Annotated in this window: 13 protein-coding genes and 2 pseudogenes; 9 read left to right on the forward strand and 6 right to left on the reverse strand. The window is 62.5% G+C overall.

What is annotated here, in order from left to right; translation table 11 throughout:
- Positions 1-80: 80 nt before the first annotated feature.
- Both ACTJKT_RS07540 and ACTJKT_RS07545 read left to right on the forward strand, forming a co-directional pair.
- Positions 81-818 (forward strand): DUF599 domain-containing protein, encoded by a 738-nt coding sequence (locus ACTJKT_RS07540; RefSeq protein ID WP_025805264.1) that lies wholly within the window; start codon positions 81-83, stop codon positions 816-818.
- A complete protein-coding gene (locus ACTJKT_RS07545) occupies positions 818-1,219 on the forward strand; it encodes an MAPEG family protein (protein WP_053278014.1) in 402 nt (133 codons plus the stop codon). The genes ACTJKT_RS07540 and ACTJKT_RS07545 overlap by 1 nt, the downstream gene beginning before the upstream one ends.
- A 65-nt stretch (positions 1,220-1,284) precedes the next feature.
- On the opposite strand, the gene ACTJKT_RS07550 is transcribed toward ACTJKT_RS07545, so the two are convergent.
- On the reverse strand, positions 1,285-1,536 hold the full coding sequence (locus ACTJKT_RS07550; RefSeq protein ID WP_009047772.1) for a hypothetical protein: 252 nt from the start codon (positions 1,534-1,536) through the stop codon (positions 1,285-1,287).
- Positions 1,537-1,694: 158 nt separating this feature from the next.
- Between ACTJKT_RS07550 and ACTJKT_RS07555 the strand changes: the two genes are divergently transcribed.
- From ACTJKT_RS07555 to ACTJKT_RS07570, 4 genes are all read left to right on the forward strand, one after another.
- A complete protein-coding gene (locus tag ACTJKT_RS07555; protein WP_440786663.1) occupies positions 1,695-2,171 on the forward strand; it encodes a PaaI family thioesterase in 477 nt (158 codons plus the stop codon).
- A complete protein-coding gene (locus tag ACTJKT_RS07560) occupies positions 2,168-2,620 on the forward strand; it encodes a PaaI family thioesterase (protein WP_440786664.1) in 453 nt (150 codons plus the stop codon). The genes ACTJKT_RS07555 and ACTJKT_RS07560 overlap by 4 nt, the downstream gene beginning before the upstream one ends.
- Positions 2,621-2,708: 88 nt before the next feature.
- Positions 2,709-4,613 carry a molecular chaperone HtpG gene (gene htpG, locus ACTJKT_RS07565; RefSeq protein WP_025805268.1) on the forward strand — a complete coding sequence of 635 codons (1,905 nt, stop codon included), beginning with the start codon at positions 2,709-2,711 and terminating at the stop codon, positions 4,611-4,613.
- 67 nt (positions 4,614-4,680) lie between these two features.
- Entirely contained in the window at positions 4,681-5,409 is a 729-nt protein-coding gene (locus ACTJKT_RS07570) for a dienelactone hydrolase family protein (protein ID WP_440786665.1), read from the forward strand.
- A 93-nt stretch (positions 5,410-5,502) separates the two neighbouring features.
- Here the strand turns inward: ACTJKT_RS07570 and ACTJKT_RS07575 are convergent, their stop codons facing one another.
- From ACTJKT_RS07575 to ACTJKT_RS07590, 4 genes are all read right to left on the reverse strand, one after another.
- Complete coding sequence (locus ACTJKT_RS07575; RefSeq protein WP_226305005.1) at positions 5,503-6,681, reverse strand: trans-sulfuration enzyme family protein; 1,179 nt, start codon at positions 6,679-6,681, stop codon at positions 5,503-5,505.
- The gene (locus ACTJKT_RS07580; protein WP_440786666.1) at positions 6,678-8,054 is read right to left on the reverse strand and encodes a pyridoxal-phosphate dependent enzyme; all 1,377 of its coding nucleotides are present in this window, start codon (positions 8,052-8,054) and stop codon (positions 6,678-6,680) included. Before ACTJKT_RS07580 ends, ACTJKT_RS07575 begins: the two co-directional genes overlap by 4 nt.
- A gap of 178 nt (positions 8,055-8,232) precedes the next feature.
- Positions 8,233-9,120, reverse strand: coding sequence for a pirin family protein (locus tag ACTJKT_RS07585; protein WP_440786667.1), 888 nt, complete (start codon positions 9,118-9,120; stop codon positions 8,233-8,235).
- A gap of 62 nt (positions 9,121-9,182) precedes the next feature.
- A complete protein-coding gene (locus tag ACTJKT_RS07590) occupies positions 9,183-9,599 on the reverse strand; it encodes an OsmC family protein (protein WP_007931549.1) in 417 nt (138 codons plus the stop codon).
- 212 nt (positions 9,600-9,811) lie between these two features.
- Here ACTJKT_RS07590 and ACTJKT_RS07595 point away from each other — a divergent pair, with 212 nt between their 5' ends.
- From ACTJKT_RS07595 to ACTJKT_RS07605, 3 genes and pseudogenes are all read left to right on the forward strand, one after another.
- Positions 9,812-10,276, forward strand: coding sequence for a DUF3859 domain-containing protein (locus tag ACTJKT_RS07595; RefSeq protein ID WP_440786668.1), 465 nt, complete (start codon positions 9,812-9,814; stop codon positions 10,274-10,276).
- 200 nt (positions 10,277-10,476) lie between these two features.
- Positions 10,477-11,184: pseudogene (locus ACTJKT_RS07600) on the forward strand (MCP four helix bundle domain-containing protein); the annotation flags it as partial.
- Positions 11,185-11,442: 258 nt separating this feature from the next.
- A pseudogene (locus tag ACTJKT_RS07605) lies at positions 11,443-12,039 on the forward strand (methyl-accepting chemotaxis protein); the annotation flags it as partial.
- A 78-nt stretch (positions 12,040-12,117) separates the two neighbouring features.
- On the opposite strand, the gene fabB reads toward ACTJKT_RS07605, so the two are convergent.
- On the reverse strand, positions 12,118-13,338 hold the full coding sequence (gene fabB / locus ACTJKT_RS07610; protein ID WP_440786669.1) for a beta-ketoacyl-ACP synthase I: 1,221 nt from the start codon (positions 13,336-13,338) through the stop codon (positions 12,118-12,120).
- Positions 13,339-13,349 lie beyond the last annotated feature (11 nt).

Genomic DNA, 13,349 nt, shown 5'->3' on the forward strand with positions numbered 1-13,349 from the left:
ATGGTGTCTTTTTTCCTCGATCAACGTCGAAGCAGTGCCAGTTGTATCCGCACTCTGCCAACGCCTATCCGGGAACCTGCATGTCGTTCGTCGAAGCCAACCTGATCCATCTCATCGCCGCCCTCTGGTTTGTCATCTGCTGGGGCGGCTATACCCGCTACGCCACGTGGAAGGGCCGCGACACCGCGTGCCTGGCCAGCGTGCTGCACCTGTACCGGGAAGACTGGATGCGCCGCATGCTGCTGCGCGACAACCGTATCGCCGACGCCAGCGTGATCGGCAACCTGGAGCGCAATGCCTCGTTCTTTGCCTCCAGCACCCTGATTATCCTTGCCGGTATCCTCACTGTGCTCGGCGCTTCCGAGCGTGCGGTGTCGCTGCTGGCCGACATTCCCATGGTGCAGCAGGCCTCCCAGGGCATGTCGGAGATCAAGCTGCTGTGCCTGGCCCTGGTGTTCGTCTATGCCTTCTTCACCTTCAGCTGGTGCATGCGCCAGTACAACTTCGCCGCCATCCTCGTGGGCTCGGCGCCGATGATCGGTGAACGGCATGTTTCCGAACAGGAGCGCAAAGCCTTTGCCATGCGGGCCGCGCGGGTGATTTCCATGGCCGCCAACCAGTTCAACTTCGGCCTGCGTTCCTATTACTTCGGCATGAGCATGCTGGCCTGGTTCGTCAGCCCCTGGCTGTTCATGCTGATGAGCGCGGGCGTGGTGCTGGTGCTGTACCGCCGGGAGTTTCATTCCGACGTGTTGGACGTGATGGTCTATACCCCTACAGAGGCGCCATTGCCCGAGGTGAACAAGGAGATTGCCTGATGAGTATCGCGTTCTGGTGTGTGTTTATCAGCGCACTGCTGATTTACGTGGCACGGATGCCGGTGGCCAGGGCCATGAAAGAGCAGGGTGGTTACAACAATCACCTGCCACGCCAGCAACAGGCGCAACTCACCGGGTTCGGCGCCCGGGCGGTGGCGGCGCACCAGAACAGTTTCGAAGCCTTCATGTTATTCGCGGTCGGGGTGCTGATGGCCCATACCACCCAGACTCAGGGCTGGTTGATCGACGGCCTGGCGATCGTCTTCGTCATTACCCGGGTTATCTATCTGCTGTGCTATTGGGCGGATCTTGCCTGGCAGCGCAGTCTGGTCTGGTTTATCGGTCTGCTCTGTTCAATGTTGCTGATGCTTAGTCCGATTTTTCGCCGCCTGTTGGCTTAGAGGTTATTCCAGACAAAGTAAAGCCCGCACTAGGCGGGCTTTCTTTTTGCTGCACTAAAACCGGATTAGTTGGTTTTAGGAGCGGCTTCCTTGGCAGCTTCTTCAACAGCTGCTTTGCTCGATTCAACCTGATCTTTGGCTGCATCGACGGTTTCTTTTGCGGCTTCGTTCACTTTATCCTGAGCTTCGTTCAGTTTCTGTTGAGCTTGCTCGGCATGTTGGTTGGCATCTTGAGCTTTGTCCTCGGATTTTTTATCGCAGGCAGCGAGACCGAGGGAAGCGGTCAGCATCAGGGCAATAGCTAAAGTCTTACGCATGGGGTGTTTCTCCTTATTGAAGATATCTTCTGGCCTTTCGAGCATGGCTCTACAGGTTAAGTTCCTTGAAAGTTAAAGATATATAAAGTGCCAGCAATATGGAACTTTTACCGGTCTCCTTAACTGAGCGGTTTTGACACCAACTAGAGAATTGCCTTATGGAGCAAAACCCTGTTTTTGAGCGGGCGACGCGGTTTCTGTCGGCGCTGCGCCATTGCCAGGTATTGGCAATGAGCGTGCACAGCGCTTCACAAGACGGCATCACCCTGATGCTGCCTTACAGCCCGCAGATAGTCGGCAACCCACAGACTGGAGTGATCCACGGTGGCGCGCTGACCTCGTTGATGGACACCGCCTGCGGCATGGCCACTTTGTGCGTCCTGCCGGAATTCGAAGTCTGTCCGACCCTGGATTTGCGTGTCGATTACATGCACCCGGCAGAGCCGGGCAAAAGCGTATATGGCTTTGCCCAGTGCTATCGGGTGACCACCGATGTGATTTTCACCCGCGGTTTTGCCTATCAGGACGATCCCGAGCACCCCGTTGCCCATGTGGTGGGCACCTTCATGCGCATGGGCAAGGGCATCAAGGGCAGCAAAGGTTTTGCCGGCGCCATCAAGGGTGAGCAGCCATGAGCGACGATTTCCAGGAGCAGGTGCAGCGAGCCCACCAGCAAGGCGATTACGCGGCACTGCTGCAGCTGATTCCCTACGCCAGGCTGATCGGTATCGAGTGTTCGCGGCAGGGCGATGAGTTGCTGTTTCGCCTGCCCGCCAACCGCGACAACATTGGCAACCCGTTGCTGCCGGCCCTGCACGGTGGGGTGATCGCCGGTTTCATGGAGCTGGCGGCGGCCCTGCATCTGTTGATTGGTACCGGCTCGCCCGGCGTGCCGAAGATCATCGACTTCTCCCTCGACTACCTGCGTGCCGGGCAGTTTCGCGATACCTATGCCAGATGCCAGGTCTGCCGCCAGGGCCGGCGGGTGGCGAACGTGGCCATCACCGCCTGGCAGAGCAGCGCGCAGGAGCCGATTGCCACCGCCCGAGCACATTTCAAGCTTGAAGAAAGTCCAGGCCCTTGAAATCTCAGGTATAGCCCCCAACTCTGTGGACATCCCGCCGTAAGCCCTCCGGGCGCGGCTTATGCCATCTGATTGGAGTTTGATGACCATGAGTGTGGAAACTCAAAAGGAAACCCTGGGCTTCCAGACCGAGGTAAAGCAACTGCTGCACCTCATGATCCATTCGCTGTATTCCAACAAGGAAATCTTCCTTCGCGAACTGATCTCGAACGCCTCTGACGCTGTCGACAAATTGCGCTTCGAAGCCCTGTCCAAGCCTGAGTTGCTGGAAGGTGGCGCGGAGCTGAAAATCCGTGTGAGCTTCGACAAGGACGCCAAGACCGTCACCCTCGAAGACAACGGCATCGGCATGAGCCGGGAAGATGTGATCACCCACCTGGGGACCATCGCCAAGTCCGGCACCGCCGATTTCATGAAAAACCTCACGGGCGACCAGAAGAAGGATTCGCACCTGATCGGCCAGTTCGGCGTGGGCTTCTATTCCGCCTTCATCGTTGCCGACAAGGTCGATGTCTTCACCCGTCGTGCCGGCCTCGCCGCCAGCGAAGGCGTGCACTGGTCCTCCAAGGGCGAAGGCGAGTTCGAAGTCGCGACCATCGACAAGGCCGACCGCGGTACCCGTATCGTCCTGCACCTGAAGTCCGGCGAAGACGAGTTCGCCGATGGCTGGCGCCTGCGCAACATCATCAAGAAGTACTCCGACCATATCGCCCTGCCGATCGAGCTGCCGAAAGAGGCTGCTGCCGCCGAAGGCGAGGAGAAGCCTGCGCAGGAATGGGAAACCGTCAACCGCGCCAGTGCCCTGTGGACCCGTCCGCGTACCGAGATCAAGGACGAGGAATACCAGGAGTTCTACAAGCACATCGCCCACGATTTCGAGAACCCGCTGAGCTGGAGCCACAACAAGGTCGAAGGCAAGCTGGAATACAGCTCGCTGCTCTACGTGCCGGCCCGTGCGCCATTCGACCTGTACCAGCGTGAAGCGCCGAAAGGCCTGAAACTGTACGTGCAGCGCGTGTTCGTGATGGACCAGGCAGAATCCTTCCTGCCGCTGTACCTGCGCTTCATCAAGGGCGTGGTCGACTCCAACGACTTGTCGCTGAACGTGTCGCGGGAAATCCTGCAGAAAGACCCGATCATCGACTCCATGAAGTCGGCGCTGACCAAGCGCGTGCTGGACATGCTGGAAAAACTGGCGAAGAACGAGCCTGAGCAATACAAGGGCTTCTGGAAAAACTTCGGCCAGGTGATGAAAGAAGGCCCGGCCGAAGACTTCGCCAACAAGGAAAAGATCGCCGGCCTGCTGCGCTTCGCCTCCACCCAGGGCGACGACGGCGAGCAGAATGTTTCCCTGGCCGACTACCTGGCGCGCGCCAAGGAAGGTCAGGACAAGATCTACTACCTCACCGGCGAAACCTACGCGCAGGTCAAGAACAGCCCGCACCTGGAAGTCTTCCGCAAGAAAGGCATCGAAGTGCTGCTGCTGACCGACCGCATCGACGAGTGGCTGATGAGCTACCTGAGCGACTTCGACGGCAAGAGCTTTGTCGACGTGGCGCGTGGTGACCTGGACCTGGGCAACCTGGACTCGGAAGAGGACAAGAAGGCCGCGGAAGAAGTCGCCAAGAGCAAGGAAGGCCTGGTGGAGCGGATCAAGACCGCCCTGGGCGAGAGCGTCAGCGAAGTGCGGGTTTCCCACCGCCTGACCGATTCCCCGGCGATCCTGGCGATCGGCGAACAGGACCTGGGCCTGCAGATGCGCCAGATCCTCGAGGCCAGCGGGCAGAAGGTGCCGGATTCCAAGCCGATCTTCGAATTCAACCCGGCTCACCCGTTGATCGAGAAACTCGACGGCGAGCGGAGCGACGAGCGCTTCGGCGATCTGTCGCACATCCTCTTCGATCAGGCGGCCCTGGCTGCCGGCGACAGCTTGAAAGACCCGGCCGCCTATGTGCGCCGCCTGAACAAGCTGCTGGTTGAACTGTCGGTTTAACTGCGTTGCATAAAAACCCGCTTCGGCGGGTTTTTTCATTCAGGTGTTTTTGAATCAGGAGTCTGAAATGAGCCAAGTCACTGTTCGTTCCCTGGTCTACCAGATTGATGGTCAAGCCTATGAAAGCCGCCTGGCGTTCGATGCCAGCCACAAAGGGCCGCGCCCGGGGCTGTTGATGGCGCCGAACTGGATGGGGGTCAGCGCCGGCGCCGAGAAGATCGCCGAGGCGGTGGCCGCCAAGGGTTATGTGGTGCTGATCGCCGACCTGTACGGGCAACAGGTCTGTCCGAGCAATGGTGACGAGGCGGGCGCCGCCATGATGCCGCTGAAGAATGATCGGGCCTTGCTGCGCAAGCGCATGCAGGCAGCCTTCGAGGCGCTGCAAAGCCAGCAGGAAGCTGCGTTGGACAAGGCGAAGCTTGCCACCTTCGGCTTCTGCTTCGGTGGCTGCTGCTCCCTGGAGCTGGCGCGCAGCGGTGCGCCGCTGAAAGCCGCGGTGTCCTTCCACGGCACCCTGGATACGCCGAACCCGGCCGACGCGGGGAATATCAAGGGCTCGGTACTGGTGCTGCATGGCGCCTCCGACCCGTTGGTGCCGAAAGAGCAGTTGCCGGCCTTCGAAGCGGAAATGAACGCCGCGGGCGTGGATTGGCAGTTGCTGAGCTACGGCGGCGCGGTGCATTCCTTCACCGATCCGCACGCCAATGTGCCGGGCATGATGATGTACGACGCCAGGACCGCGGGCCGTGCCTTTACCTCGATGCACAACCTGCTGGAAGAAGTGTTCAAGGGCTGAGCCCTGGAAACGACAAGCCCGCCTGGCGATGCAATGCGGCTCTCAGTGAGCCGCCTTGTACGCAAAACGGGCTTTTTTGTGCCTGTTACTTATTCAAATACGCGTCAGCGCCTGGGCCAGGTCGGCGCGCAGATCCTCCACATCCTCGACCCCAACCGACAAACGCACCAGGGCATCGCCGATGCCGAGCTGCGCCCGGGTTTCCGCGGGAATGCTGGCGTGGGTCATGATCGCCGGGTGCTCGATCAGGCTTTCCACGCCTCCCAGGCTTTCGGCCAGGGCGAAGATCCGCACGCTCTCGAGAAAACGCTTGGCACCGGCCAGGTCGCAGTTCAGATCCAGGGAAATCATCCCGCCGAAACCGCGCATCTGCCGCTGCGCCAGGGCGTGCTGCGGGTGTGACGGCAGGCCCGGGTAGTAGACCCGCGCCACCTGGGGCTGGCGTTCCAGCCATTGCGCCAGTTCCAGGGCGTTGCTGCAGTGGCGCTCCATACGCAGCGCCAGGGTCTTCACCCCACGCAGGGTGAGGAAGGCGTCGAACGGCCCGGCGATGGCCCCCACGGCGTTCTGCAGGAAGCCCAGGCGCTCGGCCAGGTCAGGGTTCTGTCCGACCACTGCGATACCGCCGATCACGTCGGAGTGGCCGTTCAGGTACTTGGTCGTCGAGTGCAGCACTATGTCGAAGCCCAGCTCCAGCGGGCGCTGGATCCACGGGCTGGCAAAGGTGTTGTCGGCGACGCAGATGATGCCCCGGGCGCGGCAGATGCGCGCGATGGCGGCGAGGTCGGTGAGGCGTAGCAGGGGGTTGCTCGGAGTCTCGACCATGACCATCCGGGTATCGTCCTGCAGCGCCGCTTCGAAGGCCGAGAGGTCGGACAGGTCGACGAAGCTGAAGCGATGCCCGGCGCTGCGCCGGCGCACCCGTTCGAACAGGCGGAAGGTGCCGCCATACAGGTCATTGCCGGAAACGATATGCGCGCCGGCGTCGAGCAGTTCGAGCACGCTGGAAATCGCTGCCAGCCCGGAGGCGAAGGCGAAGGCCTGGGTGCCGCCCTCGAGGTCCGCCACACAGCGCTCCAGCGCCCAGCGCGTGGGGTTGTGCGAGCGCCCGTAGTCGAGCCCCTTGTGCACCCCGGGGCTCTGCTGGGCATAGGTGGAATTGGCGTAGATCGGCGGCATCAGCGCCCCGGTGGAAGGGTCCGGCGTCTGCCCCGCATGGATTACCCGGGTGGCAAAGGCACGCGGCGCGCCGGTTTCATCCTGCTGACTCATGTTAAGGATCTCCGTAAGTGATTGAGCATGTCGACCCGGGTAATCAAGCCGTGGAAGCCCGAGGCGTCGGCGATGATCGCCACGAAGCCACGGTCGAGTTCCGCCTCCAGTTCAGCCAGGCTGGCGCCGGGAGGCAGGGTTTCCAGCTGATCGCTCATCGCGCTGGCCACGGTCTGGCGAAAGTGCGAAGCGTCTTCGTGCACGCCCAGGAGGATGTCCGACTCGTCGATCACCCCGACCAGCCGCTGCCCGTCCACCAGCACCGGCAGTTGCGAGACGTCGGCCAGGCGCATGCGCTGGAAGGCGGTGAGCAGGGTGTCGTCCGGCCCCACGCTGATCACCCGGCCGTCCTCGAAGCGCCGCGCGATCAGGTCGCGCAGGTCGCCGTAGCGCTTGCGCGCAAGCAGGCCCTGGTCGTTCATCCATTGGTCGTTGTAGATCTTCGACAGGTAGCGGGTGCCGGTGTCGCAGACGAAGCTGACCACCCGCTTCGGCTCGGTCTGCTCGCGGCAGTAGCGCAGGGCCGCGGCCAGCAGGGTGCCGGTGGAAGAGCCGCCGAGAATGCCCTCGGCGCGCAACAGCTGGCGGGCGTGCTCGAAGCTTTCCTCGTCGCTGATGGAATAGGCCTTGCGCACGCTGGAAAGGTCGGCAATGGACGGAATGAAGTCTTCGCCGATGCCTTCCACCGCCCAGGAGCCGGGCGTGCCCAGGGTGCCGCTGCGGCTGTATTCGGCCATCACCGAGCCCACCGGGTCGGCCAGGACCATCTCCAGGTCCGGCTGCACCCGGCGGAAGAAACGGGTCAGCCCGGTCAGGGTACCGGCGGAGCCGACGCCGACCACTATGGCGTCCACATCATGTTGGGTCTGGGCCCAGATTTCCGGCGCGGTGCTGCATTCGTGGGCCAGCGGGTTGGCCGGATTGTTGAACTGATCGGCGAAGAAGGCGTCGGGAATATCCTTGGTCAGCCGCGCGGCCATGTCCTGGTAGTAGTCAGGGTGGCCCTTGCCGACATCGGAGCGGGTGATGTGCACTTCGGCGCCCATCGCCTTGAGGTGCAGGACCTTCTCGGTGGACATCTTGTCCGGCACCACCAGGACCACCCGGTAGCCCTTGGCGCGGCCGACCAGGGCCAGGCCCAGGCCAGTGTTGCCGGCGGTGGCCTCGACTATGGTGCCGCCGGGTCGCAGGCGACCGTCGCGCTCGGCGGCGTCGATCATCGCCAGGCCGATGCGGTCCTTGATCGAACCTCCGGGGTTTTGCGATTCAAGCTTGAGAAACAGCGTACAGGGGCCGGTATCGAAACGGCTGACACGCACCAGCGGCGTGTTGCCGATCAGTTCGAGCACGGCAGGACGGGAATCGTTTGGCATGTTGTCACCTCGCTGCGCAAAGCTGCGCTGGATGGACAGCGACCCACGGCGAATCATCGCGCGGTGGTCGCAGGCAATGCATCGCTTGGACCATAGGCCGGGATCCGGCTACCCGCAACCTGGCGGCGGTGGAGACTGGCCGGTGTCTGGCCAGTTCCGAGCCGCCGCACGCCCGCCGCTACAGGGGTGACGGCGAGCCTTTGCCTTTGGGCAGTTCGATTCGTTCGCTTTCTCCCGGGACCGTCGGCCAGTCGCCGGCGGCCCAGCGTTGGCGGGCTTCATCGATACGGGCCGGGTCGCTGGAGACGAAGTTCCAGTTGATCCGTCGTGGACCATCCAGCGGCGCACCGCCGAACAGCACGGCATGGCAGTCGCTGTCGGCGAACAGGGTGGGGGTGGTTCCGGCCGGCAGGATCACCAGCGCATGGGGCTCGACGGGCTCGCCGTCCAGCTGGGCGTCGCCTTCGAGCACGTACAGGGCGCGCTCCTCGTGTTCGGCGGGGATCAGCAGGGTGGTCGCGGTCTGCAGCTGCAGTTCGGCATACAGGGTCGGCGAGAGCACCGGGACCGGCGACTCCAGGCAGAAACCGCTGCCGGCGATCATGCGGATCTTGACCCCAAGGTTGTCGCTGACCGGCAGGGTCGCGGCCGGGTGGTGGCTGTAGTGCCCCGGGCCTTGTTCATGGGCCTTGGGGGAGGCCAGCCAGACTTGCAGGCCATGCATGCTGAAGTCGCTGTCGATCAGCGCCTTTGGGGTGCGCTCGACATGGGCGATGGCGCTGCCGGCGGTCATCCAGCTGACATCCCCCTGGTTCACTACCTGATCGGAACCCAGGCTGTCCTTGTGCTGGATCTGCCCCTGGAACAGGTAGGTCAGGGTCGACAGGCCGATATGCGGATGCTGGCGGATATTCATGCCCTTGCCCGCGGGGTAGCGGGTTTGCAGCATGTGATCGAAAAACACGAAGGGCCCGACGCTGCGGCATTGGGCCGAGGGCAGCGGGCGCAGGATGGGTTGGCCTTCGACGTCCTCGATACGAGGACGGATCACGAGCGGTGTGTTCATGGTGCATTCCAGGCTGATCGGGTTATGCCCGCAAGCATAACCCGCGTGTACGGAGCATGGCGTTACTGGCTGAAGGCGCCTTCGGAAAGGTGGGTCTCGATGCTTACCTCGGCGGTGGTCATCAGCTTGTGCACCGGGCAGCGGTCGGCGACGCGATGCAGTTCTTCACGCTGGGCGTCGGTCAGTACGCCTTTGAGGGTCAGCTTGACGTGCAGCGCGTATTTGCCTTTCTGCTCCTGGCTGTTGTCGTGCTTGACCTCGACCGTGACGCCCGTGAGCGGAATCTCTTTTTTCTGCGCGTACAGCTTGAGGGTCAGGGCCTTGCAGGCGCCCAGGGCCGCATCGAAAAAGTCGTGGGGCTCCGGCGCGGAACCTTCGCCACCCAGGGTCTTGGGCAGGTCGGCGAACAATTGGTGGTCATCGATCTGGATGCTGTGGCGGAAACCTTCGCTGGATTCGGTGTTGACGGTGATAGTCATGACGGACCTCGGGCAGTAGTGAGCAGTCGGAACAGCGGTTGAAAGGTGGTGCAGTTATAGAGCATTAGGTTGTCTGTGCGTTCCACTTTTTCTACTTCGCGCTGCCTGGGGCGCGCTCTGCCCGTCGAGGGGCGAGGGTAGCGATGCAGGTTTGTCATCAGCCTGTCATGCCTGCGTCATAGGCTCGCGCCATCTCAATCAAGGAGCGCGATATGCACCTCACCCGTTTAAGCGCATTGGCGGCGCTGATGATGCTCAGTGGCCTTGCCAGTGCTGAAGTCCGTGTCGAAGGACCGGTGGAATATGGTGTGTTCGAAGGGCCGAAGGCCGCGTTGCAGTCGGGTGAGCGGGTGCTGCGGCGCAGCAACGAAAACATCGAGCAGACCGAGATCGTGCCTGCGCGGCTGGGCACCAAGTTCGGCCTGCGTTATCAGCTGGCCGGCAAGGTGGTCGAGGATGTGCCGCTGACCCTGCTGTATTTCACGCCGGGCATCCGTACCCCGGATGGCAAGCGTCACGACAAGCTCGAAGTGACCCAGAAACTGGTACCGGGCGCGCCGCAGGACATCATGGCCTACGAGTTCACCGAGAGTCATGAAGTGATCCCCGGCGAGTGGCGCTTCATGGTGTTCCAGGGCGACCGTTTGTTGGTTCAGCAGCGTTTTACCGTACGCTGAATCGTTTACGCCCAGGCATCGGAGTGCTTGGGCGTTTTGATATCACGTTTTCGTCTTAAGCAAATTTTCCGGGACCCGATACTTTCAACAGCAGCCCGCTGCATGGCGAATGCAGCGCTTTTGGAAGGAACCGGAGAATGAGCATCAGAAGTCTCAACATTGCACCGCGTGCGGGCCTGGGCTTCGGTCTGCTGGCATTGATGGTGTTCGGCCTGGGGGCGTTCGCCCTGCTGCAGATGGCGAACATGCGTGCGCAGTCCGACGAGGTCGACAACAACTGGCTGCCCAGTGTGATGTCGGTGGGCGAAATGAATCAGGACCTGCTGCGGGTCCGCGCGCTGACCATGCGCTTGTTGCTCAACCGCAGCCCCCAGGCCCTGGCGCAGAACGAAAGCAAGCTCAATGAGATCAAGAGCGGCATGAAGGTGGCCCAGGAGCGCTATAACGCGCTGATCGTGCTGCCGGAAGAGCGCGTGCTGTTCGATCGCTACAAAGCCGCCGAGAAACGTTACCTCGAACACCAGAACCAGGTGATGGCGCTGTCGCAACAGGGGCGGGTGGAGGATGCGGTCGCGGTGGTCAATGGCGAAATGAGCCAGCTGGCCGATGACCTGGCGGGCACCCTCAACGAACTGGTGGCCCTGAACCGGAACAATGCCAACCTGGCCACCGAGCTGGCCCGGGCGGTGTTCAACAGCGCCAAGGTCTGGGTGGTCGTGATGATCGTGGTGGCCGGACTGATGACCATTGTCCTGGCCCTGTTGCTCACCCGCAGCATTGTGCTGCCGCTCTCGCAGTCGCTGAACGTGGCCGAAGTGGTGGCCGGCGGCGACCTGACCGAGGACATCCGCATCAGCGGCAAGGATGAGCCGGCCCGCCTGCTGCAGGCGCTCAAGGCCATGCAGAACAGCCTGCGGGAAACCATCCGGCGCATCGCCGACTCTTCCAGCCAGCTGGCCTCTGCCTCGGAGGAGCTCAATTGCGTGACCGAGGACGCCACCCGCGGCCTGCATCAGCAGAGCCAGGAAATCGAGCAGGCGGCGACGGCGGTGAACCAGATGACCGCCGCGGTGGAGGAGGTGGCCAGCAATGCCGTGGCGACGTCCGAAGCCTCCCGCCAGTCCGACCTGATTGCCCAGCATGGGCGCGAGCAGGTGCGGCAGACGGTGCAGTCCATCGAGTCCCTGGCCGACGACGTGACCGCCAACGCCTCCCAGGTCGAAGAGCTGGCGCAGAAGGTCTATGGCATCAGCAAGGTGCTGGATGTGATTCGCTCGGTGGCCGAGCAGACCAACCTGCTGGCCCTGAATGCGGCCATCGAGGCGGCGCGGGCCGGAGATGCCGGCCGCGGGTTCGCGGTGGTGGCGGACGAGGTACGGGCGCTGGCTCATCGCACCCAGCAATCGACCCAGGAGATCGAGCAGATGATCGGCGGCATTCAGCAGGGCACCGACCAGGCTGTCAGCTCCATGCAGCAGAGCAACAGCCGGGCCCGTTCGACCCTGGAGCTGGCCAAGGCGGCGGGGGCGGCGCTGGAGGAAATCGCCGGGGCTATCACCCTGATCAACGAGCGCAACACAGTGATCGCCAGCGCCTCGGAGGAGCAGGCTGCGGTGGCCAGGGAAGTGGACCGCAACCTGATGAACATCCGCGACCTGGCCATGCAGACCTCGGCCGGGGCCAACCAGACCAGCGCCGCGAGCCAGGAGCTGTCGCGACTGGCGGTGGACCTGAACACCCTGGTGGCGCGGTTCTCGGTGTAAGGGCTTCGGAAAACAATCGCCCAATAAAAAACGCCCCGAACCAGTCGGGGCGTTTTTCATGTAGCGAAGCGGCGGGGCTTACTGGCCCTGCCAGCGCTTCAGGACCAGGGTGGCGTTGGTGCCGCCGAAGCCGAAGCTGTTGCTCATCACGGTGTTGATGGTGGCGTCTTCGCGAGTCTTGGTCAGGATCGGCATGTCGGCCACTTCCGGATCCAGCTCTTCGATGTTGGCGGAACCGGCCATGAAGTTGCCTTCCATCATCAGCAGGCAGTAGATCGCTTCGTGAACGCCGGCGGCGCCCAGGGAGTGACCCGACAGGCTCTTGGTGGAGCTGATGGCCGGGGCCTTGTCGCCGAACACTTCACGCACGCCTTTCATTTCCGCGACGTCGCCGACCGGAGTCGAGGTGCCGTGGGTGTTCAGGTAGTCGATCGGTGCGTCGACGGTGGACATGGCCATCTGCATGCAACGGATTGCGCCTTCGCCGCTTGGTGCCACCATGTCGTAGCCGTCGGACGTCGCGCCGTAGCCAACGATTTCGGCGTAGATCTTCGCGCCACGGGCCAGAGCGTGTTCCAGCTCCTCGACCACCACCATGCCGCCACCGCCGGCGATGACGAAACCGTCACGCTTGGCGTCGTAGGCACGGGAAGCCTTGTCCGGGGTTTCGTTGTACTGGCTGGACAGGGCGCCCATGGCGTCGAACAGGAACGACTGGCTCCAGTGTTCTTCTTCACCGCCGCCGGCGAACACGATGTCCTGCTTGCCCATCTGGATCTGTTCCATGGCGGTACCGATGCAGTGAGCACTGGTGGCGCAGGCGGAAGCGATGGAGTAGTTCAGGCCCTTGATCTTGAACGGAGTGGCCAGGCAGGCGGAAACGGTGCTGCTCATGGTCCGTGTTACACGGTATGGGCCGACGCGTTTGACGCCTTTCTCGCGCAGGATGTCCAGCGCTTCCATCTGGTTCAGGGTCGAGGCGCCGCCGGAGCCGGCGATCAGGCCGGTACGCGGGTTGGAAACCTGCTCTTCGGTCAGGCCGGAGTCGGCGATGGCGTCTTTCATGGCCAGGTAGGCGTAAGCCGCCGCGTGGCCGACGAAGCGATAGATCTTGCGATCGATCAGCTCTTCGAGGTTGAGGTCAATGGAGCCGGAAACCTGGCTACGCAGACCCATTTCGGCATATTCCGGGTTGAAGCGGATGCCAGGGCGACTTGCACGCAGGTTAGCGGAGACGGTCTCTTTGTCATTGCCCAGGCACGAAACGATGCCCAGACCAGTGATAACGACGCGGCGCATGCGGATAACCC

Origin of the sequence: Pseudomonas sp. 22526 (assembly GCF_052044735.1) — a bacterium.
Taxonomy (GTDB): domain Bacteria; phylum Pseudomonadota; class Gammaproteobacteria; order Pseudomonadales; family Pseudomonadaceae; genus Aquipseudomonas; species Aquipseudomonas piscium.

Excerpts from the sequence above, each read along its gene's own strand:
- ACTJKT_RS07540 (WP_025805264.1), top strand. The coding sequence starts at position 81 with ATGTCGTTCGTCGAAGCCAACCTGATCCATCTCATCGCCGCCCTCTGG.
- ACTJKT_RS07545 (WP_053278014.1), top strand. The coding sequence starts at position 818 with ATGAGTATCGCGTTCTGGTGTGTGTTTATCAGCGCACTGCTGATTTAC.
- ACTJKT_RS07550 (WP_009047772.1), bottom strand. The coding sequence starts at position 1,536 with ATGCGTAAGACTTTAGCTATTGCCCTGATGCTGACCGCTTCCCTCGGT.
- ACTJKT_RS07555 (WP_440786663.1), top strand. The coding sequence starts at position 1,695 with ATGGAGCAAAACCCTGTTTTTGAGCGGGCGACGCGGTTTCTGTCGGCG.
- ACTJKT_RS07560 (WP_440786664.1), top strand. The coding sequence starts at position 2,168 with ATGAGCGACGATTTCCAGGAGCAGGTGCAGCGAGCCCACCAGCAAGGC.
- htpG (WP_025805268.1), top strand. The coding sequence starts at position 2,709 with ATGAGTGTGGAAACTCAAAAGGAAACCCTGGGCTTCCAGACCGAGGTA.
- ACTJKT_RS07570 (WP_440786665.1), top strand. The coding sequence starts at position 4,681 with ATGAGCCAAGTCACTGTTCGTTCCCTGGTCTACCAGATTGATGGTCAA.
- ACTJKT_RS07575 (WP_226305005.1), bottom strand. The coding sequence starts at position 6,681 with ATGAGTCAGCAGGATGAAACCGGCGCGCCGCGTGCCTTTGCCACCCGG.
- ACTJKT_RS07580 (WP_440786666.1), bottom strand. The coding sequence starts at position 8,054 with ATGCCAAACGATTCCCGTCCTGCCGTGCTCGAACTGATCGGCAACACG.
- ACTJKT_RS07585 (WP_440786667.1), bottom strand. The coding sequence starts at position 9,120 with ATGAACACACCGCTCGTGATCCGTCCTCGTATCGAGGACGTCGAAGGC.
- ACTJKT_RS07590 (WP_007931549.1), bottom strand. The coding sequence starts at position 9,599 with ATGACTATCACCGTCAACACCGAATCCAGCGAAGGTTTCCGCCACAGC.
- ACTJKT_RS07595 (WP_440786668.1), top strand. The coding sequence starts at position 9,812 with ATGCACCTCACCCGTTTAAGCGCATTGGCGGCGCTGATGATGCTCAGT.
- fabB (WP_440786669.1), bottom strand. The coding sequence starts at position 13,338 with ATGCGCCGCGTCGTTATCACTGGTCTGGGCATCGTTTCGTGCCTGGGC.